16 protein-coding genes, 1 tRNA gene and 1 pseudogene are annotated in these 19,887 nt (G+C 69.6%); 9 read left to right on the top strand and 9 right to left on the bottom strand.

The genetic code is table 11. The features are described 5' to 3' along the window. Positions 1 to 104: 104 nt before the first annotated feature. The 3 genes from dtd to JMO03_RS19700 all read left to right on the top strand — a co-directional run bounded on the left by dtd (position 105) and on the right by JMO03_RS19700 (position 3,172). On the top strand, positions 105 to 545 hold the full coding sequence (gene dtd / locus JMO03_RS19710) for a D-aminoacyl-tRNA deacylase (RefSeq protein WP_202845462.1): 441 nt from the start codon (positions 105 to 107) through the stop codon (positions 543 to 545). A 179-nt stretch (positions 546 to 724) separates the two neighbouring features. After that, positions 725 to 2,584 (top strand): RNA polymerase sigma factor RpoD, encoded by a 1,860-nt coding sequence (rpoD, locus tag JMO03_RS19705; RefSeq protein WP_202845461.1) that lies wholly within the window; start codon positions 725 to 727, stop codon positions 2,582 to 2,584. Positions 2,585 to 2,791: 207 nt separating this feature from the next. After that, positions 2,792 to 3,172 (top strand): hypothetical protein, encoded by a 381-nt coding sequence (locus tag JMO03_RS19700; RefSeq protein WP_202845460.1) that lies wholly within the window; start codon positions 2,792 to 2,794, stop codon positions 3,170 to 3,172. Positions 3,173 to 3,553: 381 nt separating this feature from the next. Here JMO03_RS19700 and JMO03_RS19695 read toward each other — a convergent pair whose 3' ends face one another. Further along, entirely contained in the window at positions 3,554 to 5,008 is a 1,455-nt protein-coding gene (locus JMO03_RS19695) for a peptidoglycan DD-metalloendopeptidase family protein (protein WP_202845459.1), read from the bottom strand. A gap of 319 nt (positions 5,009 to 5,327) precedes the next feature. On the opposite strand from JMO03_RS19695, the gene JMO03_RS19690 reads away from it, so the two are divergent. After that, a complete protein-coding gene (locus tag JMO03_RS19690) occupies positions 5,328 to 6,350 on the top strand; it encodes a CARDB domain-containing protein (RefSeq protein WP_202845458.1) in 1,023 nt (340 codons plus the stop codon). Between the two features lie 63 nt (positions 6,351 to 6,413). On the opposite strand, the gene JMO03_RS19685 is transcribed toward JMO03_RS19690, so the two are convergent. Together JMO03_RS19685 and JMO03_RS19680 are read right to left on the bottom strand one after the other, a co-directional pair. Then, positions 6,414 to 9,191, bottom strand: a complete 2,778-nt coding sequence (locus JMO03_RS19685; RefSeq protein ID WP_202845457.1) for a serine/threonine-protein kinase — start codon at positions 9,189 to 9,191, stop codon at positions 6,414 to 6,416. Further along, the gene (locus JMO03_RS19680) at positions 9,188 to 9,742 is read right to left on the bottom strand and encodes an ECF-type sigma factor (RefSeq protein ID WP_202845456.1); all 555 of its coding nucleotides are present in this window, start codon (positions 9,740 to 9,742) and stop codon (positions 9,188 to 9,190) included. The genes JMO03_RS19685 and JMO03_RS19680 overlap by 4 nt, the downstream gene beginning before the upstream one ends. 205 nt (positions 9,743 to 9,947) lie before the next feature. Here JMO03_RS19680 and JMO03_RS19675 point away from each other — a divergent pair. From JMO03_RS19675 to JMO03_RS21265, 3 genes and pseudogenes are all read left to right on the top strand, one after another. Then, a tRNA-Ile gene (locus tag JMO03_RS19675) sits at positions 9,948 to 10,020 on the top strand. 444 nt (positions 10,021 to 10,464) lie between these two features. Further along, positions 10,465 to 10,851 carry a hypothetical protein gene (locus JMO03_RS19670; protein ID WP_202845455.1) on the top strand — a complete coding sequence of 129 codons (387 nt, stop codon included), beginning with the start codon at positions 10,465 to 10,467 and terminating at the stop codon, positions 10,849 to 10,851. Further along, positions 10,848 to 11,377 (top strand): annotated as a pseudogene (locus JMO03_RS21265) (RES family NAD+ phosphorylase). Before JMO03_RS19670 ends, JMO03_RS21265 begins: the two are co-directional and overlap by 4 nt. A 260-nt stretch (positions 11,378 to 11,637) precedes the next feature. On the opposite strand, the gene JMO03_RS19655 reads toward JMO03_RS21265, so the two are convergent. Then, positions 11,638 to 12,189 (bottom strand): helix-turn-helix domain-containing protein, encoded by a 552-nt coding sequence (locus JMO03_RS19655; RefSeq protein WP_202845453.1) that lies wholly within the window; start codon positions 12,187 to 12,189, stop codon positions 11,638 to 11,640. A gap of 51 nt (positions 12,190 to 12,240) precedes the next feature. On the opposite strand from JMO03_RS19655, the gene JMO03_RS19650 reads away from it, so the two are divergent. After that, positions 12,241 to 13,809 (top strand): S41 family peptidase, encoded by a 1,569-nt coding sequence (locus tag JMO03_RS19650; protein WP_202845452.1) that lies wholly within the window; start codon positions 12,241 to 12,243, stop codon positions 13,807 to 13,809. 359 nt (positions 13,810 to 14,168) lie between these two features. Here JMO03_RS19650 and JMO03_RS19645 read toward each other — a convergent pair whose 3' ends face one another. Then, complete coding sequence (locus JMO03_RS19645) at positions 14,169 to 15,527, bottom strand: NTP/NDP exchange transporter (protein ID WP_202845451.1); 1,359 nt, start codon at positions 15,525 to 15,527, stop codon at positions 14,169 to 14,171. 14 nt (positions 15,528 to 15,541) lie between these two features. Then, positions 15,542 to 16,585: an SDR family oxidoreductase gene (locus tag JMO03_RS19640; protein WP_202845450.1), complete on the bottom strand. Its 1,044-nt coding sequence runs from the start codon at positions 16,583 to 16,585 to the stop codon at positions 15,542 to 15,544. Between the two features lie 169 nt (positions 16,586 to 16,754). Here JMO03_RS19640 and JMO03_RS19635 point away from each other — a divergent pair, with 169 nt between their 5' ends. Continuing rightward, complete coding sequence (locus JMO03_RS19635; RefSeq protein WP_202845449.1) at positions 16,755 to 17,660, top strand: LysR family transcriptional regulator; 906 nt, start codon at positions 16,755 to 16,757, stop codon at positions 17,658 to 17,660. 80 nt (positions 17,661 to 17,740) lie between these two features. Here the strand turns inward: JMO03_RS19635 and JMO03_RS19630 are convergent, their stop codons facing one another. The 3 genes from JMO03_RS19630 to JMO03_RS19620 all read right to left on the bottom strand — a co-directional run bounded on the left by JMO03_RS19630 (position 17,741) and on the right by JMO03_RS19620 (position 19,882). Further along, positions 17,741 to 18,088, bottom strand: coding sequence for a nuclear transport factor 2 family protein (locus JMO03_RS19630; RefSeq protein WP_202845448.1), 348 nt, complete (start codon positions 18,086 to 18,088; stop codon positions 17,741 to 17,743). A gap of 257 nt (positions 18,089 to 18,345) precedes the next feature. Further along, positions 18,346 to 19,074: a DNA-formamidopyrimidine glycosylase family protein gene (locus tag JMO03_RS19625; RefSeq protein WP_202845447.1), complete on the bottom strand. Its 729-nt coding sequence runs from the start codon at positions 19,072 to 19,074 to the stop codon at positions 18,346 to 18,348. Beyond that, the gene (locus JMO03_RS19620; RefSeq protein ID WP_202845446.1) at positions 19,067 to 19,882 is read right to left on the bottom strand and encodes a DUF72 domain-containing protein; all 816 of its coding nucleotides are present in this window, start codon (positions 19,880 to 19,882) and stop codon (positions 19,067 to 19,069) included. Before JMO03_RS19620 ends, JMO03_RS19625 begins: the two co-directional genes overlap by 8 nt. Between the last annotated feature and the right edge of the window lie 5 nt (positions 19,883 to 19,887).

Here is a 19,887-nt window from a genome sequence, read left to right as displayed (position 1 = left end):
CGCGCCACCTTCTCCCGCGGGGAGAAGGGTTCAAACTCGCTGTCCAGAAAGTCCTGGGCTTCCGCTCTGGCATCCTCTACGCCACTCCCCATTCCCCATTCCCCATGCTCGCCCTGATCCAGCGCGTAACCGAAGCCAGCGTGAGCGTCGACGACGAGGTCGTCGGTCGCATCGGCCCCGGCCTGCTGGCCCTGGTCGGGGTGGAACCGGGCGATGGCGAGGCGCAGGTGGCGCGGATGGCGAGCCGGCTCCTCGGCTACCGGGTGTTCGCCGACGACGAGGGGCGGATGAACCGGTCGCTGGCCGACACCGGTGGCGGCCTGCTGCTGGTCAGCCAGTTCACCCTGGCGGCCGATACCCGCTCGGGCATGCGGCCGGGATTCAGCACGGCGGCCGCGCCGGCCGAAGCGGAAGCCGTGTTCGACCGACTGCTGGCTGAATGCCGCGCGCGGCATCCGGCCCCGGTCGAGACCGGCCGTTTCGGTGCCCACATGGCCGTGCGCCTGCTCAACGACGGCCCGGTGACCTTCCTGCTGCGGGCGTGATCGCCCGGGGGCTGGGGCCGGCCAAGGTCGCTACGAGGCCCGGCTGGAAACCGCCGCCCCGGGTCCCCATATGATCGTCAGCCCGGCCGATGAGCGCCCGGGCCGCAGGCCTCCCGGCAGGATCCGCCCGGGGGCGATGGTATAATTACGGGTTCACTTTTCTCCCCGGTGCGCGCCTCATGGCGAACGAACGTCCAGCCGAACAGTCCGACATCAAGCTCCTGATCTCCAAGGGGCTGGAACAGGGCTATCTGACCTACGCCGAAGTCAACGACCACCTCCCCGACGACCTCGTCGATCCGGAGCAGATCGAGGACATCATCGGCATGATCAACGGCATGGGCATCGAGGTGCACGAGATCGCGCCCGACGTCGAGTCGCTGCTGCTCACCGGCGACTCAACCGGCAACCGCGACGTCGACGACACCGCCGCCGAGGAAGCCGCCGCGACGCTGACCGCGCTCGACAGCGAGGGCGGCCGCACCACCGACCCGGTGCGCATGTACATGCGCGAAATGGGCACGGTCGAGCTGCTCACCCGCGAGGGCGAGATCGCGATCGCCAAGCGCATCGAGGAAGGCCTGAACCAGATGCTGTCCTCGCTGGCCAGCTTCCCGTGGTCGGTGCAGCTGCTGCTCGAGGACTACGAACTGCACAAGGCGGGCAAGAAGCGCCTGGCCGAGATCGTGGTCGGCTTCAACGACCTCGAGGAACCGGCGGAGGAGATCCCGGTCGCCGCGGTCGCCGACGACGCCGCCACGGACGATGCCGACGGCGACGATGACGACGCCGACGACGCCGATTCCGAGGACGCCGGCCCCACCGGCCCGGATCCGGCCGAGGTCGCGCGCCGCATGGAGGCGCTGGCCGCGCTCTACGCCAAGTTCCAGAAGTCCTACGCCAAGAACGGCGCCGAGGCCAAGCCCGTGCTCAAGCTGCGCGAGGAGATGGCCGAGATCTTCACCACCCTCAAGCTGCCGTTGCCGCTGACCGACGTGCTGGTGCGCAAGCTGCGCGACGTGGTCGGCGAGATCAAGGACCACGAACGCCGCATCCTCGACCTGTCGACCCGCGTGGCGAAGATGCCGCGCAAGGACTTCATCCGCGCCTGGGAAGGCAACCAGACCAACCTGGGCTGGGTGGACGACGTGCTCAAGCGCAAGCAGAAGTGGTCGTCGGGCATGCGCGAGGTCAAGGACCAGATCGTGGCCGAGCAGGAAGCCACGCTCTCGGTCGAGAAGGCGATGATGGTCACGCTCGCCGATCTTAAGGAGATCAACCGGGCGATGGCCTACGGCGAAGCCAAGGCGCGCAAGGCCAAGAAGGAGATGGTCGAGGCCAACCTGCGCCTGGTGATCTCGATCGCCAAGAAGTACACCAACCGCGGCCTGCAGTTCCTCGACCTGATCCAGGAAGGCAACATCGGCCTGATGAAGGCCGTGGACAAGTTCGAATACCGCCGCGGCTACAAGTTCTCGACCTATGCCACCTGGTGGATCCGCCAGGCGATCACCCGCTCGATCGCCGACCAGGCGCGCACCATCCGCATCCCGGTGCACATGATCGAGACGATCAACAAGCTCAACCGCATTTCCAGGCAGATGCTCCAGCAGTACGGCCGCGAGGCCACGCCGGAGGAGCTGGCCAAGGAAATGGACATGCCCGAGGACAAGATCCGCAAGGTGATGAAGATCGCGAAGGAGCCGATCTCGATGGAGACCCCGATCGGCGACGACGAGGACTCCCACCTGGGCGACTTCATCGAGGACACCAACGTCGACTCCCCGATCGAGGCCACGACCAACATCAACCTGTCCGAGACCGTGCGCGACGTGCTGGCCGGGCTGACCCCGCGCGAGGCCAAGGTGCTGCGCATGCGCTTCGGCATCGACATGAACACCGACCACACCCTCGAGGAAGTCGGCAAGCAGTTCGACGTCACCCGCGAGCGGATCCGCCAGATCGAGGCCAAGGCGCTGCGCAAGCTGCGCCATCCCAGCCGTTCCGAGCAGTTGCGCTCGTTCCTCGACATCGACTGACCGCGTACCGGCCAGGCCCTGCGGTGGGCCTGGCTCGCACCTTCGAGAGCCCCGGCCGCATCCGCGCCTGGGCTTTTTTTTTCATCCCTCGAAGAAAGCTGAACGCTACACGCGGCCATTGCGGGACGTTCGCGCGACGCCAACATCGGCCCCGGCAGAGTTGCCCCCCGACGGCGCAGCGTGCGCCCGAACCAGGAGATCTGCCCGATGACGACGACCACCAAGACCCTTCTTGCGCTTGCCCTGGCCGCCGGCCTGGGTGCCTGCAGCAACACCGACCAGGCCGCCAACTCCGCACAGGAGGCCGCCGACTCGGCCGCCGAGGCGCAGCAGGCCGCGCAGAATGCGGCGAACACCGGCGATCTGGCCGCGGCCGAGTCCGCGCAGGCCGCTGCCGACGCCGCCGATGCGGCAGCCGACGCGAGCGCGCACATCGCCGCCCAGGTGGATACCGGCGACGAGATGACCCGCCGCGAAGACCTGGCCGATGCCGCCGAGAAGGCCGCCGACGCCGCCGAGCAGGCGCAGGACGCCGCCGAGGAGGCCAATTCGGCCGCGGACGGCGAGAACAACAACGACGGCTACTGATCCGTCCCTGCAACGGACCGGGCGGCACCTGCCGCCCGGTTCGTGTCGCGCGATCGCGGCCGGTACCTCGTCGTCCGGTCGCGGTCGTGCGATTCTCGCTGCCCTGGTGCGCTGCCCCGGTGCGCTCGCTGCCCGGGGGATGGCTTGGGTGCGCGGGCGCCGTGACCGGGACTATGTGATCGCGCAGCCGGAGCGAAGAGTGGGCGCCGATCAGGCGCATGGCTTGAAGTGGCGGTGCTTGAAGTGGCGGTGCTTGCAGCGACGGTCGAACACCGCGGCGCTCCGTCGCATGTCCAATCCGCCGCATGTCCAACAGGAACCCGTTGAACAGGAACCCGCCGGCTGGCGGGTTCCTGCTATCCAGCGCGCAACCCTGCTGGCTCAGCGGCTCCAGAACGCCGCATAGCGGGGCGAGTTGCCGACCCCGTAGCCGGTGACGGCACGCGTGCGCAGGCCGCTGCCGGTGGCACCCTGCCATTCCGACTGGTATTGCGCGGAGGTCAGGCCGTGACGCGCGCGATGGGTGCCGGTGGGTTTCGAACTCCAGATCGCGCTGAAGTACGGCTGGCCGCCGTGGGTGTAGCTGTTGAGGTAGACCAGCTGCCGCTTGTGCTTCGCATTGTCGTCGAACGCCTGCTGGTACTCGGCCGCGCTGAGCTGGGATTTCGACTGCCAGCTGCCGAGGTCGGACTTGTCGAACAGCGCGGTGTAGCGGCGCTCGCCGCCGCTGGAGACGACCGAGACGTTGCGTGGCCGGTAGCCGTCGCCGGTGAGCGCGTTCAATCGCTGCTGGTGCTGGGCGGCGCTCAGGCCGTGGTACGCCGCGTACTGCGGTCCGGCCTGCTTGCGGAAGATCACCGCGTAGCGCACGCCGCCACCGGCCGGGTAGCTTTCGACCTGGTGCGGGCGGTAGCCCTGGCGCTGGTACTGGTCGAAGCGCTGCTGGTACTGGCTGCCGGTCAGGCCGTGGAACGCCGCCCACGTGCCGCCCTTCGGCCGGAACACCACGTTGTAGTAGCCCTTGCCGCCGACCTCGAAGCCGTCGATCCATTCGGGCATGTAACCCGAGGCCACCGCCTGGTCGAACAGGCACTGGTAGTCGCCGGCAGGCACGCCGTGGCGCGCGACTTCGGCGGCGCCGGGCTTGATCGCGCCTGGCACCTTGCGCGCGGTCAGCGTCTGACCGGCGGCGAACACGCCTCCCGGCGCGCCGCACACGCGCATGACGCGGTTGCGCTTGCTGCCGGCGTTGTCGCGCACGAAACCGCCGACTTCGGTGATCGGATCGGTGGCGCGCAGCACCGCCGCTTCGACGTGCAGGTGCGGGCCACCCGCGCAGCCGACGTCGCCCTCATCGCCGAGGTAGGTGCCGGCGGTCACGAACTGGCCGACCTTCAGCTTCGCCTTGCCGGTGCTCGAGCCTTGCCGCGCGTGGCTGTACTTGATCGACTCGTCGTTGTCGCCGCGAATCCAGACGTAGTTGTTCTTCTTCTCGCTGTCGGGCAGGTCCTTGCAGTCGAGGCGCGCGCTGTAGCGATCCTCGATGTGGGTGACGTAGCCGTCGGCCGCCGCCACGATCCGGTAGGTGCCGCCGCCCTGGCCGTTCATGTCGTAGCGACCCTTGGGCGTATGCGTGTTGTGGTCGCGGCCGATCCGCACCCTGGTGCCGTCGGCGTAGGGGATCCGGTAGATGCCGGCGGTTTTCTCCATCGGCGCGATGGCCAGGTTGGCCGTGGCCGTGGCGGGGGCGTGGTCTTCAGCGCGGGCGTGGCCCAGCGCCAGCAGCATGCAGGCGCCCAGGCACAGGCCGGGGAGGGAGGAGGACGGACGGTTCATGGATGTGCTCCGGTGATGGGTGGCTGCGGCCGCTGGTGGACGCGGCGCGTCGCGGTCCGCAGTTCCCTAGTCGCGGTCTCCCGGAAGAACCCGCCACCGCCGGTCCGCGGTACCCCGCGGCGGCCTGTCCCGCTGCGCGCCGGCGTTTTTCCGGGGCGAGGGCCGCCCGCGTGGTTCGGCATGAACCGCGGCGGGCTGCCTGGCGATGCGAGGTGGCGGGTTTTCCCCACCCAGTACGACTGACAGATCGAACCCCCGGCCCTGGCCGGTGCGGATTCGACCCGGTTCCACACCGCCATCCCTTCCACAGGAGCTTGTCATGACCACCATTCCCCGCCGGATCACCCCTGCACTGCGCGCGGCCATGCCGCCGCGGGCCGCACTGGCGACCCTCGCCCTCGCGCTCTCGCTCGCGACCCTGGGCGCCAACGCGCAGACCCGGACCGCCGCGCCGCAACGCGCGGCGCCGCCAGCCGGCTGCCCCGACGGCTGGAAGCCGGTGCCGCAGAACCTCAACTCGGCGCTGCGCTGCCTCCCGGACAACTACACCGCCACGCTTGCCCCCGGGGTTGCGGCGCCGCCGCCGGGTTGCCCGGCCGGCTGGGAGCCGGTGGCCCCCGGCGTGAATCCGCTGCTGCGCTGCCAGCCCTCGAACCTCGCGCCGCCAACGCGCCAGGCGGCCGGACCGCAGCCGGGCTGTCCGAGCGGCTGGAAGCCCGCGCCGCAGGGCCTGAACCCGGCGCTGCGCTGCGTGCCCGCCAACCTGGTGCTGACGCAGCGGCCCGGCCGCGCTGCACCGCCGGCCGGTTGCCCCAGCGGCTGGAAGCCGGTGGCGCCGGGCGTGAACCCGGTGCTGGGTTGCCAGCCCGGCCAGGTCGGGCTGACGCCGAACCCGCAGGCCGACCGCGACCAGGGCGGGCCGATCCAGCTGCAGGCGGCCGTGGATCAGGCCGATCTGGTCCTCGTCGAGAACTTCCGCCTCGGCGACCAGGCGATCCCCTGGGGCACCGAAGCGACGGTGTCGGCGGCGTCGGCCTCGTTCCGCAGGCTGGGCCGCTGCGGCTTCCGCTATCTCTATCGCACCCGCAACGACGGCCAGCTGGCCTCGGGCGCGACTGCGAACCGGATCATGCGCGACACCCAGGACGGCGAAGTGCTCGCGACCAAGGCGCTGCCGGCGCTGGCGCCGGGCGAGATCGGGACCTCCGACGGCCACCTCTCGCTCGCGCCGGGAACCTGGATGCTCTATGTGCACGCCGACGCGCCCGGCAACGTCGCCGAGAGCGACGAGGCCAACAACCTGCGCCGGGTGCGGGTGAAGGTGGAGGGCAACTGCGGCTGAGCGGTGCCGGAACGGCGCGGCCGGGATGCCACGTCCCCGGTCGCGCCATGCGCGCGGTCGCCCTCAGCCGGAGTTCGCGCGCGCGAGCGACTGCATGGCTTCGAGCGTGCGCGGATCCTCGTCGCCGAACGCGGCCTGCAGCGCATCCCGGGCTTCGCGCAACAGGGGTTCGGCCTCCTCGCGCCGCCCCCGTTCCAGCAGCAGCTCGCCCAGCGGCAGCAGCACTGCGGCGAGTCGCGGGTGACCCGCCGGCAGACGCTGGCGGTAGATCGCCAGGGCCTGGCGCAGGCTGGTTTCCGCCTCGTCCAGGCGGCCCTGGCGCCGCAGTACCACGCCCAGGCGGTTGAGGTCGGTGCCGACGCGGTCGTGGTTCTCGCCGTAGTCGCGCCGCTGGGTCTCCAGCGCCTCGCGGTAGTGCCGCTCGGCGGCGGCGAGATCCCCCTGTTCCTCCGCCAGCAGGCCGAGGTTGAACACCGTGGCCGAGCGCCAGGGGTGGTCCGCCGGATAGGCGTCCAGCGCCTGGCGGTAATGGATCTCGGCGGTCTGCGCATCGCCTGACTCCGCGAGCAGCCGGCCGAGGTCGTTGAGGTTGAGGGCGACGTTCGGGTGCCGTTCGCCGAAGGCCTCGCGGCGGATCTCCAGCGTTTCGCGCAACAGGGCGATGGCGGCGGGATAGTCGCGCCGCACCTGCAGCACCCGCGCCAGGTTGTTCTTGATCGCGGCGACGCGGTGATGCCGCTTGTCGTGGCTGTGCGACATCACCGCGATCGCTTCGCGGTACAGCGTCTCGGCCTCGTCGTAGCGGCCGAGGTCGTTGTGCGCCAGTGCCAGGTTGGACAGGCTGCGCGCGAGCATCGGGTGGTGTGGCGGCAGCAGCCGGCGGCGCAACGCCAGCGCTTCGGCCAGCAGCGGTTCGGCGCCGGCGTAGTCGCCCTGGTGGCGGATCACCACGCCGAGCTGGTCGAGGCTGTCGGCGATGTCGACATGTTCGTCGCCGAACAGCTGCCGGCGCATCGCCAGCGACTCGCGGTAGCGCCCCTCGGCTTCCGGCCACTGCCCCTCGCGCAGCGCGAGCAGGCCGAGGTCGCCGAGCGTGTCGGCGATGTCGGCATGGGCGCCGGCGTGCAGCGCGCGGTAGCCCTGGAGCGCCTGGTCGAACAACACGCCTGCTTCTGCGTAGTCGCCCTGGTCGCTGCGCAGCCGGCCCTTGCTGCGCAGCGCGCGCGGCAGCAGCGCCGGGTGCGCGGCGGCCTGGGTCGTGGCCGCTTCCACCGCCGCGTCGAGCAGCGGCTGCGCGTGGTCGTAGAGGCCGAGCTGGCGATAGGCCTCGGCCACGGTGTCGAGCAGTTCGATCCGCACCTCGGGCTGGTCGCCCAGTTCGGCTTCGATGCCGGCCCAGCCGCGGTCGAGCAGTTCGCGTGCGCTCAGCTGCGCACTGCCCGACTGCGGGTCCGCGTTCTCGAACAGCCGCAGCACCAGCGCCTTCACCTGCTGCGCCTTGACCGCCTCGGCGCGGGCGCGGTCGCGTTCGCGGGCGATGGTCTCGGCCTGCATGGTCACCGTGGCGGCGTACGCCAACAGCAGCAGCAACGAAGCCGCCGCGCCCGCCACGCCGAACGGGTGGCGCTGCACGAATTTCGTGGCGCGGTAACGCACGCTCTCGGGCCGCGCCTGGATCGGACGGCCTTCCTGCCAGCGCACGATGTCGTCGGCCAGCGCCTGCGCGGTGGCGTAGCGGCGTTCGGGCGCGGCGCGCAGCGCCTTGCGAACGATCGTGTCGAGGTCGCCGCGCAGGGCGCGCCGCAGTCCGCGCGGCGTGGTCCGCCGCGCTTCGCAGGCCTCGGCGTCGAATGCCAAGCTGCCGGGCGCCGGTGGCTCGATGCCCTCGTGCGCGCGGCGCGAGGCCTGCGCGGCATCGTCGGCGCGATCGAAGGCGCGCCGCCCGGCGAGCAACTCGTACAGCAGCAGCCCGAGCTGGTAGACGTCGACCGCGGTGGTCGCCGCCCGGCCCAGGACCTGCTCGGGCGCGGCGTACTCCGGGGTGAAGATGCGGGTGGCGACGGCGGTCTGCGCGTCGGGGGGGACGAGCGGGTCGACGCCCTCCGGCGCGAGGATCTTGGCGATCCCGAAATCCAGCAGCTTGGCCTGGCCATCGGCGTCGACCAGGATGTTCGACGGCTTGAGGTCGCGATGCACCACCAGGTGCCGGTGCGCGTGCGCCACTGCGCGCGCGACCTGCAGGAACAGCGTCATGCGCTGCCGCACGTCGAGCCGATGCCGGTCGCAGTAGCGGTCGAGCGGTTCGCCGTCGATGTATTCCATCACCAGCCACGGCTGGCCACCCGGGTCGCGGCCGCCGTCGAGCAGCCGGGCGATGCCGGGATGGTTGAAGCCGGCGAGGATCCGGCGTTCCTGGGCGAAACGCGCCAGGAATGCAGCGGTATCCACGCCCGCACGGATCAGCTTGAGCGCGCCGAGCTGCGCGAACCCGTCGCCGCTGCGTTCGGCCAGGAACACCGTGCCCATGCCGCCCTGGCCGAGTTCGTGGCGCAGCGTCCAGGCGCCGACGCTGCGCCCGGCCTGCGCATCGGCGGCGGCGTTCGCATCGGCGTCGCCCTCATCGGTGAGCGAGCGCCACAGGCCTTCGTCGTGCAGCACCCCGGGCTCGAGCGCGGGCGCCGGGGATTCGCACAGCGCCAGCAGGACTTCCAGCTCCGCGCGCAGCTGCGGCCTGCCTGCCGTGGCCGCGTCGAGGAAGGCGGCGCGCTCGATGCCCTCGCGTTGGAGCGCCTCGTCGAACAAACGGTCGAGTTCGGCGCGCGGATCGCCGCCGGCGTTCATCCCAGCGCCTTCAGCAGCCAGGCCCGTGCGCGCATCCAGTCGCGCTGCACCGTGCGCAGCGAGCTGTCGAGCGCGATCGCGGTTTCCTCCTCGCTCATGCCGGCGAAGAAGCGGCATTCCACCACCTGCGCCAGGCGCGGGTTGAACGCCGCCAGTTCGTCCACCGCGCGGTCCACGCCGGTCACGAGTTCGAGCCGGTCGTCGACCGCGGCGATGTCGGCGGTGAGCGTGACCGCTTGCAGCCCGCCGCCGCGCTTGGCCGCATGTCGCATGCGCGCGTGGTCCACCAGGATGCGGCGCATCGCCCGCGCGCAGATCGCGAAGAAGTGTCCGCGGTCGTTCCAGTCCACGCCCTGTTCGTCGGCCAGCTGCAGGTAGGTTTCCTGCACCAGCACGCCGGTGTCCATGGTGGCGCCGCGGCCGCCGCCGCGCGCCAGCTGCCCGCGCGCGATCGCACGCAGGCGGTCGAACACCAGCGGCACCACACGGTCGAACGCCTCGCGGTCGCCGCGATGGTGCTCCTGCAGCAGCCGGGTGATCTCGCTGGACATGCCCAAGGCAACGCGACTGCGCCCTCGGGGCGGTCACGGCGGACTCTACCCCCGGCGGCTGTGGCGCGCAAAGCGGCGGTGAGGCCAGCGGCCCGGACATCAAGGGGCGAACTCGGCATCCCGGTGCCGGAGGCGCTGCCGGCACGTCCCGCGACCGTACCCGCCTGCGCATCTGCATCCGCCGCGGTGATAATGGCCACGGCGCGGGCCTATAGCTCAATGGTCAGAGCAGGGGACTCATAATCCCTTGGTTCCAGGTTCGAGTCCTGGTGGGCCCATTCTTCCGCTATCCGGCATCTTTCGGGGCCGTTGCGCTGCCGTTGTACGCATGCGTCCAGGTGGCGCCCGCAGGGGCGCACGGCGACCGGATCGCCGTGTGGGCGCATCAGCGCTATCGGCGGTGGAACCCCGCGCTCGCGATCGCATCGGGCATGGCCGGGTTCGGCAGCCAGCGAGAGATCCGGAAGGTCGGCAACCCGTGTCGGCGTTGCCTCGATGTCCAGCACATGCCGGCCAGGCGGCCGCCGGCGGTGAGCGTGATCGCGGCGGGCCGGGATCTGAATCCCCCCGTCCGCAGCCTGATCGAAGCCGGAGCCGCGCGACCGTCTGGCGGACGAGGAAGTGTTGTCGGCGGAATGGGAATGGCGGAGGCCACCGGGTGAAAAGTTGACATGCATCAAAATTGCATCATAAGTGCATCACACCCCAATCCTGGTGCTCCCATGAACGCCGTCCTGAACCGCGATCATGCTGCCCGGTTCCTGGAAGACCTGCGGGAGCCCGGCGCGCCTTACTTCTCGCCGTCCGCCTTCAGCGACACGCACCACATCAGTACCCAGCGGCTGGCCGAACTGGCGAAAGTGCATCGCACCACGACCACCCGTTCGCCGGATGCGGAAAAGCTGCAGGACCATCTGCGCGGCGCCGCCAGTGTGCTGGCGATCGCGGTGGAACTGACCGGCGGCGATCGGCAGCGGGCGGTGTTCTGGTTCCGCAACGTGCCGCTGATGGAGTTGGATGGCCGCGCCGCCGAGCAGTTGGTGGCCGATGGCTCGGCCGACGGCCTCCGCGACTACCTGATCAACCTGTCGGCCGGCGCGACCGGATGATCTTCGATGGCGTCGGGCCGGATGCGGTGTACTACCGCGTCCTGACGCCGAGCTGGGCGTTCGAGCCCAAGAGCGGCGCCGGCGCTGCCGCCAAGGACGGTCGCTTCAACCGCCCGGGGACGCACGCGGTGTATCTGTCGACCACGCCGGATACCGCCATCGCCGAGTACGGCCAGGCCGAACAGCTGTCTCGCCCGGCACGATGGCCGCTTACCGGGTGACGCTCGCACGGATTGTCGATTTCAGCGGCGGCTTCTCGCCGGCGTGGGACGCGCTGTGGCGGGAGTGGGACTGCGCCTGGAAGGACCTGTGGTTCCGGCAACGGATCGAGCCGCCGACCTGGGAAATGGCCGATAGGGTGTTGGCCTCGCGGGCCGCCAGTCTGGCCTTCCCGTCGACACGACAGCCGGGCGGCGTGAACCTCGTGCTCTATCCGGACCAGTTGACTGCAGACGACCTGTTCGACGTGCACGATCCCGACAGGTTGTCGCCGCGCGACCGGACTTCGTGGCGCAGTCCGCTTTGAGTTCGCATTCGACGTGGAGAGCGATTTCGCGGCCGGCATCCTGCTGCAGCTCACATTGCTGGTTCTAGTGATCGCTCAGGGCTGGACGGCGCCGTTCGGCCGACAGCTGCCACCTGAACGCGCATGCACCCAGTCCGCCAGCGATCGGCTTTCACGGTTGGCGCTCGTCCGTCAATCGCCACGAGTCTCGGGCGGGGCCCATTCCGCCCCCAAAGTGGGTACTCGAGCCTCGTGTAGAAACCGGTGTGCGCACGCCATGCCTAACAAATGGTCATCCTGAAGAAGTGCGCCTGGCTTTCCCCCCGATTGGCGAACGCATGTGGATGATCACTGGCGAACACGTGGGCACCAACGCGCAGTGTTCGTTCCTCACCTTTCATGAGTAGGGTCACCTGGCCTAAGGCAACCACAAGTTGCACGTGCCAGCCTTGAGGATCTGCGCCGGCGCGATAGGACTCGCCCGGCTCCAGCCGCCATTCCCAGGTTTCCACTTCGCGCGCAGCACGGACGCTGGACAACAACGTGCCGGTTCCCCCGTAGCGCCCCTTCCATCCCGGTCGCCGCGGCTGCTGCGTCGATGGGCTCTGCGGATTGGCCACCAACTCCGCAAGACTGGCACCCAATACGATCGCCAGCCGGTCCAGGGTGGAGGTGCTCACGCTGCTGGTGCCGTTCTCGATCGCTCCCACCATGCGCAAGCTCACACCCGCAGCGTCGGCGAGCGAACGCTGGCTCAGGCCGGCCGCAAGGCGGCGCGCCTTCACGTTGTGCGCGACGTACGCCAGGAATTCCGGGATGGGTTGACTAGGCAAACTTATTCGCCTCCAATGAAAAGCAATATTTTGCCTATTAGGCGCCGAACGATGAACCAGGTCAATCCGTGGACGAGGTGGCTGTTTCTAGCCGCTGCATGCCTGCCCACAGGCTTGAGCGCGGCGCCCGACAACACTTCAACCGTCATGACGCCTGCGCAGGTGGAAGAGGACTTCGATCTAGCCGTGAAAGCGGTCGAGGCCGCTCTTCCGGATGCGACGTGGTTCCAATCCGAGCGCGCCTGGCGGCTCGCCAAACAGGAAGCGCGTCAAATGCTTCCCTACGCGGAAGACGCACAGGGGTTGTTTCGCGTGCTCAGGCCGCTGCTCAGCCGGATCGGCGAAGGTCATCTGTTCCTGCAGCGTAGCCCGGCGATGAAACGCATGGACCGGCAGGGTCAAGGGTTGCTTCCGCTCGACATTCACTGGACGGAAGGAGGAGCCTGGGTCGAGATGGGATGGGGAGATGCCGCCAACGTGTCTCCCGGCACCCGCTTACTGGCCATCGACGGAGAGTCGGCGGACGACCTGGTGAGGGAGTCGATGGCGGCGCTGGGACACGACGGCCGGATCGCCACCGGCGCGATGCGTGAAGCCGGGGGCGCAGGCTATGCGAAGTTACGCTATTGGATGCGGGGAGGCGCCAAGCGTTACCGTCTACGCTTGCAGGATGCCTCCGGCGAGATCAACGAACGGGTGGTCGCAGGCATTGCCGCCGCGGCACGAACGGCACCGACGAGACCCGAGGAGTCACCGCTGGCCAGCCTTGAGTGGCTGGACGGCCAGACGGCCCGGCTGCTGGTTCCGACCTTCAGCAATCGGCTTTATCGCGAAGCCGGAAGCGACTATCGAACCGTCATCCGTCAACTGTTCGAGACGCTGAACACGCGCGGAGCACGCAACTTGATCCTCGATCTCCGCCGGAATGGCGGCGGGTCGGAGGGCAATGAGAACTACCTGTTCTCCTACTTCGTCCGCGATCCGTTACGAAAGTACGCCTCGGTGGAAGCCCGTGACGCGTCGCTTTCCGTGGCCGACAGACAGGGACGCCTGTACTCGGTGGAGGTTTTCGACAAGCAGGAACTGGCAGCTCAGGAGCGCCTTCCCAATGGCCACCTGTCCCGCCGCAACGAGCCGCCCGAAGGGCTGATGTCGCATTGGCAAGCCAGGTCGCCCCTGTTCGACGGCCGGCTCATCGTGCTGGCGGGCGGTGAGACATTCTCGGGAGCCGCAGAACTCTCTTCGATGCTCTACCACGTGCAACGTGGCTTGTTCGTGGGCGAAGAAGTGGCGGGAGCGCACGCCGGCAATACCAGTGGATATACGTGGGAAGTTCGGCTACCCAACAGTGGAATGCTGCTGCACATTCCACTACTGAAGTTCCGTTTCGCCTGGGACGACCTTCCACTTGGCCGCGGTGTTCCACCACACTGTCCAGTGTCCCCCGACTTGCCGGGCACGAGCCAGGACAGCGCGCTTGAGGTGGCCTACGCGCTTACCCTGGTGCCGTGGACGGTCGAGGACCCTCCCGTCTGCCCCATGCATGGATCAGATCGTTCCCCGAGCCTGTGGCGCAGTGATGCCGGCGACATGGTTCATCCACAATCAACCGGGAGATGAATGCGTTCGCGCAGCGTCGAATGCAACGGGTCGGAAGCAGCCGGTGATCGATCATGGGCGAGCGGATCACGCCAACAGGTGGTGCCTCCTGCAGGGCGTCGAGCGTGCTCATGCCGACAATACGTAATCCGTTAAAACGCACCTCATGCAGATGATCGATCTGGACCGGTCGGGAGCGCCAATCTTGGTTCGAGGTGTGAGGGCGCGGACCCAGCAACTGGACGTGAGTCAGAGCGCGAGTCGACGCTGTTGTTACTGTAAAGAATCCTTATACCTCAATCAGGTACATCAGCTTTTCGATGGCTGGTCCGCCACCTGGCGTCCGCTGCTTGCCGCCATGTGTGCACCACCGCGACGGCTCACGATCCGCGACGGGCCGCCAGCGTCTTCAGGACTTGCGGTCCTGCATGATCGCGAGCGTCGGTGTCCGCTCTGCCGCCCATGCGATCCGCCCGCCGGCCGATCAGCCAGCCCAGTCCGCCCCAGGCCAGTGCGCAGGCGGCACCGACCAGCGCCACCAGCACCGTGCCCTGGCCGATCAGGTCGAGCGCGCTCTTGACCCAGGCGCTGCCGGCGTCGCCCGCGCGATAGACCACCGTGTCGATGAAGCCCTTGGCCTTGTACTTGCTCTCCGCGTCCAGCGGCGCGAACAGCATCTCGCGGCCGGGCCGGACGAAGGCGTGCTCGCCGATGCGGCGCACGATCATCAGGGCCGCGAGCATCGCGAAGCTCGGCGCCAGCGCAAGCCCGATGAAGCCCATGCAGACCACGATCGGCACGATCGCCAGCAGCACGCGCACGCCCAGCTTCTGGGCGATGCGTCCGGTGACGAACAGTTGCGACCCGAGCGCACCGGCCTGCACCGCGACATCGATGAGCCCGAAGACACGGATCTGCGAAGCGCGATCGGGAAAATACCCTGCGACGAACCGCGCCTGCTCGAAGTACAGGAAGGTGGTGACCGTCGCCAGCAACACGACGAAGGCGCCCACCGCCAGCAGGTAGGGCGAGCGGAGCACCCGCGTCATGCCGCTGAACGGGTTGCCGGCGATCGGCCTGCGGGTGCTCTCGGCGGGCGGCGCGCCGGGCCTGCCGGCGCCGCCGGTCTCGCGCCAGCGCATCAATGGCGCCTTGAGCGCCAGCGCCAGGCCGAGCAGCAGGCCGGCGAGCAGCACCAGCCCGGCCTCGCCGGTCGCGCCGACCAGCAAGGCGCTCGCCGCAGGGCCGACCAGGCCGCCGACACTGGCGCCGGCGGCGATGAACGCGAACAGGCGTCGCGCCTGGCGCCCGTCGAACACGTCGGCCATCAGGCTCCACGTCACCGAGACCACGAACAGGTTGTAGACCGAGATCCACACGTAGAACGCGCGCGCGATCCAGACGCTCTCGCCGGCGAAATGGAACGCGCCCGCGAACGCCAGCAGGTTCACGCAGAACACGCCGTACACCCAGTCCGCGAAATGCCGGCGCGGCACCCGTGAGCCGAGCCACGCGAACAATGGCACGACCGCCAGCGTGGACACGAAGGTCGCGGTGAACAGCCATTGCAGGTGCTCGACGCCGGCCATGATGCCCATCGACTCGCGCACCGGCCGCAGCATGAAGTAGCCGGAAAACAGGCAGAAGAACAGGGCGAAGCCGGTGAGGGCGGGCGCCAGTTCATGGCGTTCGGCATTGATCGCGGCGCCGAGGCGCCGCGCCAGGGTTGCGGTCGGCATGATGGCGGCGCCGGTCAGCGGAAGCCGAGGCCGGCCAGACGTTCGGTTTCCGCCCACAGGCGTGCGGCCGCTTCGACGTCCCTGGCGGCGGCGGGTACCGTGGCCAGGCCGAGCGGTCCGCGCTTCTCCTCCTCGCCGATGGGCCCGTAGTACGCGCCGCCCTGCGCCTCGGGCGCGGTGGCGGCGTACAGGGTCGGCAACGCGCCCTGGGCGGGCGAGTGGTACTCCTCGCGCTCGCTGGCCCATTCGCGCCCGAATTCGCTGTCCAGCCCCGGGCCACGCCGCACCAGCTCGGTCACGGCGACGCCCGGGTGGGCGGCGATGCTGCGGATGCCCCAGCCCGCGGCGTCGCTGCGTCGCTGCAGCTCGAACGCGAACATCAGGCACGCCAGCTTGGACTGGGCGTAGGCGCGGTACGGGTCGTAGCGGCGGGTCGACTGCAGGTCGTCGAAGTCGATGGCGCCGCGCGCGACCGCGATGCTGGCCAGGGTGACGACGCGTGGCGATTCGCTCCTGCGCAGCAGCGGCAGCACCTGCGCGGTGAGCGCGAAGTGGCCGATGTAGTTGGTGGCCAGCTGCGATTCGAAGCCGTCGGCCGAGACGCCGCGCTCTGGCGGCGCCATGATCGCGGCGTTGTTGATCAGGCCGTCGAGCCGGGGCAGGGTGGCGGCGAGTCGTTCGCCCAGGGCGCGCACCGAGGACAGGTCGGACAGGTCCACGGCTTCGAACTGGACCTGGGCCTCCGGATGTTCGCGCCGGATGCGCGCGACCGCTTCTTCCCCGCGCTGCGGATTGCGCGCGGCGATCACCACCCGTGCGCCCGCCGCGCCCAGGGCCTTGGCGTCCTCGAAGCCCATGCCGCTGGTGCCGCCGGTGACCAGGAAGATGCGACCGGCCTGCGAGGGCATGTCCGCGAGGGTCCAGTCCGGCTTGGGCGGGTGTTGCGCGAAGGCGTTGCCGGCCTCGAGCAGGAAGCCCAGGGCCAGCCCCGCCGCCGTGAAACGCCTGCGCGACCGCGGCGCGCGGTCGGGCGAATGGTGGGTTCGAACAGTCCTCATGGTCCACTCCTCGTGCTTGATGGGGGAGGTCGGCGGGGGCTCCGGCAGGCGGCGCCGCGTCGACGCCCAGGCATTGTTGGCGCCGTGATTGCGCTTGATAAGCCGGGTAAATCTGGATGCCGTGTACGTTCAGTCGTACAATTGCAGGTCAGCCGGAGGAGGCCGCGACATGCGCCAGCCCAACCTGAGCGACGTCGCCCTGTTCGCGGCGGTGGCGGATGCGGGCGGCTTCAGAGTCGCCGCGCACAGGCGCGGCATGTCGGCCTCGTCGCTCAGCGACTGCATCCGCAGGCTCGAGTCCGATCTTGGCGTCAGGCTGCTCAACCGGACCACGCGCAGCGTGACCCCGACCGAGGCCGGCGCACGCCTGCTGCGGCGGCTACGCCCGGCGCTGGACGAAATCGGCGCCGCGTTCGACGACCTCGACGACAGCGCGGATGGGCCGGTCGGCAACCTGCGGCTCAACGTCCCGGTGCCGGTGGCGCGTTTCGTGCTGCCGACGCTGATGCCCGCGTTCCTGCAGCGGCATCCCGGGCTGACCGTCGAAGTCGCGATGGACAACACCCACATCGACATCCTGGCCGCCGGCTACGACGCGGGCGTACGCTACGAGGAAAGCCTGGCCCGGGACATGATCGCCGTGCCGATCGGCCCGCGCCGGCAGCGCTTCGTCGCAGCGGCCTCTCCCGCCTACCTGGCGAAGCACGGCACCCCGCGGCACCCCAGGGAACTGCCCGCACACCGCCTGATCGGCCATCGCTTCGAAAGCGGCAAGCTGGGCGTGTGGGAACTCGAGCGGAAGGGACGCACCGTCCGCATCGCGCCCCAGGGCCCGCTGCTGACTTCCTCGCAGGACCTGGAGGTCGGCGCCGCCCTGGGCGGCGTCGGCATAATCTATACGTTCGAGGAATACCTGCGCCCGTTCCTCGACCAGGGCACCCTGCGGCCGGTACTGGAAGACTGGTGGCAGTCCTTCGACGGTCCCTATCTGTACTACCACGACCGCCGGCACGTGCCGGCGCCGCTCCGGGCGTTCGTGGATTTCCTGAAGGAGGGTGCCGGCGCCGCGGACTGAGGTTCGGGCACCGCGCACGGCGTGCGCGGCGGGCTCGCGGTCATGCCCGCGGCACGCCGCAGGAATATGCGGGAAAACGCCTATCGCTCGACGACGAACGCCCGCAGTTCCGCCATCCTGCCGTCGCGGAAGCGCCAGACGTCCGAGTACGCACTGGTGACTTCATTCCCGGCCTCGTCGCTCGTGGTGATCTCCCCGATCGCGACGACCAGGTCGCCTTCGGCGACGAGGTCGGTGACGGTGAATTGCGGCGGCGTCGTGTAGTTCGCGCCCATCCATTGGCGGACGGCCTGCTTTCCATCGAGCGTTTCGCCGCCCACCGTCGTCCACTGGACATCCTCGGTGCAGAACGCCAGGAAGCCCTCGTTGTCGCCGCGGCGGATCGCCGCGTTCGCGTTCTGCAGTGCGGCCTTGTTGCGTTCGGACATCGGGGGTCTCCGTTCTCGACAGGTGGGTGGGACGGGTGTACTCGCCGGCGATCCGGCCGCTTCCGCGCTGACGTCAGCGGCGATCCGAGGTTGTGGGCGCTGAGGCAGCGCGCATCGCCGGCGTCCGTTCGCTGGTCCGGACGACCATCTCCTCAGGTGCCGGAGGCGAAGGTAGCGATCCGCACGTCCACGCCGCGTCACGGCGTGGGCGCGGCTCGGGGGGGGCGGCCGCGCAACCGCCTCGCGGATTGCATGCGTCAGTAGCGTCGCTGGCATTGCCCGCAGAAATACGCCCATCGCTCGCGCAGGCCCAGCTTCGCCTTGGTGAGCCTCGCCCCGCAGGTCGGGCAATCGCGCTTGCGGTGCGCCTGCCAGTGCTGGCGCAGGACGTAGCGCTTCTTCCATTCGAGGAAGTCGAAGCTGTACTCGCGCGCCTGCGCGACGAGCCGGGTCAGCGTGCGCGGCGGCAGCGCGCCGATGGTGGACTCCGGGTGCACGCCGATGCGGAACAGCACTTCGTTCTTGATGATGTTGCCCACGCCGGCGAACACCTCCTGGTCGAGCAGCGCGTCGCAGGCGAGAGCGTCCGGCTGCCTGCGCAGCTTCCGCCGCGCGAGCGCGGGGTCCCACTCGGGCGACATCACGTCGGCGCGCCAGTCGTAGGTGTCGTCCAGCAGGCCTTCGACGTACTTCAGCGAGGCGGTGTAGAAGTACAGCGTGCCGTTGTCGAACTCCAGCGCCAGCCGCGGTGGTTTCGGTTTCGGCTCGTCGATGCGGTACGTGCCGAACATCAGCAGGTGCACGCGCAGGCTGAAGCTGCTGAACTCGACCAGGAAGTGCTTGCCCCAGCTGCGCAGCGAGACCACGCGCCGGCCCTGCATGCGCTGCAGGTCGATCGAGCTGTCGCCCGACACCTTGCGCACGGTCTTGCGACGGAACTTCGCCGCTTCCTCTCGCAGGATGACGATGGACGGACCTTCAGGCACGCCGGCGTTCCTTGCGGCGCGCCGGGCGCCTGCCTTCGGCGAGGGACTGGAACCGCGTGGCGTCGTCGACCGCATGGCCGTGCGCGGTGTTGTCGAAGATCACCCACGGCGCCTGCGTGCCGCGCACGGCGGCGACGCCCGCAGCCAGCTGCGCCAGCGCATCGTCGGTGTAGGCGCTGTAGTACATGCGCGGGGCGCCGTGCCAGCGCCAGTACGGCCAGCCCGCGCCTTCGCCGGGCCGCGCGGCGGCGGGCACGCGAGCCGGATCGGCGGCGATGCGGCTCGCCGCGTGGCGCTGGAACAGCGCGTCGACACGTGCATCGAACCAGCTCGGGTGCCGCGGCTCGAACGCCAGCGGGACGTCGCTGCGGCGGCGGAGCATGCGCAGGAAGTTGGACGCATCGCGCAGGTCGGCGGCGAAGCTCGGCGGCAGCTGCAGCAGCAACCCGCCGAGCTTGCCACCCAGGCCTTCGACCTCGCCGAGGAACCGGTCCAGCGCCGGTCCGGCGCCACGCAACCGCAGTTCGTGGGAGATGGTGCGCGGCAGCTTGACCGAGAAGCGGAAGCCGCGCGGTACCAACGCGGCCCAGCGCTCGTATGTCTCCCTGCGATGCGGCCGATAGAACGAGGAGTTGATCTCGACCACGTCGAAGCGCGTGGCATAGCGCGCGAGCATGCTGTCCCCCTCGCCGAACAGCGCGCGATGCCGGCCGGGGATCGACCAGCCCGCGCAGCCCACCCGCACCCGGCGCACGCGAGGTCGCCCCGGGTTACCGGCCCGGCCCGGACGCGACAGCGGGTCGCGCATGCGGG

The organism is Luteimonas saliphila (genome assembly GCF_016774335.1).
Taxonomy (GTDB): domain Bacteria; phylum Pseudomonadota; class Gammaproteobacteria; order Xanthomonadales; family Xanthomonadaceae; genus Luteimonas; species Luteimonas saliphila.
This window is presented reverse-complemented; position numbering and strand designations above follow the sequence as displayed.